The sequence below is a fragment of the Mesorhizobium sp. LNHC229A00 genome, assembly GCF_000502415.1.
In the GTDB taxonomy this organism is placed as follows: Bacteria; Pseudomonadota; Alphaproteobacteria; order Rhizobiales; family Rhizobiaceae; genus Mesorhizobium.
In genome coordinates this window covers 1-500 of record NZ_AYWQ01000167.1, presented here as the reverse complement: position 1 = coordinate 500, position 500 = coordinate 1, and the positions used below count along the sequence as shown (strand labels likewise).

The 500-nt window shown below is 64.2% G+C and carries 1 protein-coding gene; it reads right to left on the bottom strand.

Annotated features, from left to right (window positions below):
* The coding region (locus X742_RS1000000175340) for a hypothetical protein (RefSeq protein WP_210164364.1) at positions 1-235 on the bottom strand (235 nt) is incomplete at its 3' end.
* Between the last annotated feature and the right edge of the window lie 265 nt (positions 236-500).

The window sequence follows — 500 nt, the reverse complement described above, 5'->3', positions numbered from 1 at the left end:
AGCCCGCCTTGACGCACGGCAATAGCTTTTGACGGCCTGAAGCGACGCTGTGGTCACCGTTGTGATACTTTTCCACGCGCCTGGTCAGGCGGCAGGATTGCTCCGTCGTGACCGACGGGTTCGTTTCAGGCGCCTGCGCCCCCTCGTATGTCCGCGACCAGCCGCGCAGCGGTTTATGAGGCGCAATCGCACGCGTTTCGAAGCCACGTACCTTGGGCGGCAAGCTCGACACCATGCGCTCGACGCAGCTCCAAGTGCGGCGCCGTCAACGATCTCCTTGAACCTGCGGAACTTGCCCGAAAGCACTTCTCTTACGGGAGATGATTGGCTTTGTCGCCGAACCGACTGATGGAGACGGTGGCCGCGCCGCCGTAGCGATCAGACCCGCCTTGCAGCGCAATGGCTACCCGGGCGCGACTGGGAGATGCGGGCGGGACTGAGGAGCTGCGGAGACGGAGCGGATCGGCATGGAGCCGTGACCGCTTGCGATCTGGCTCTGG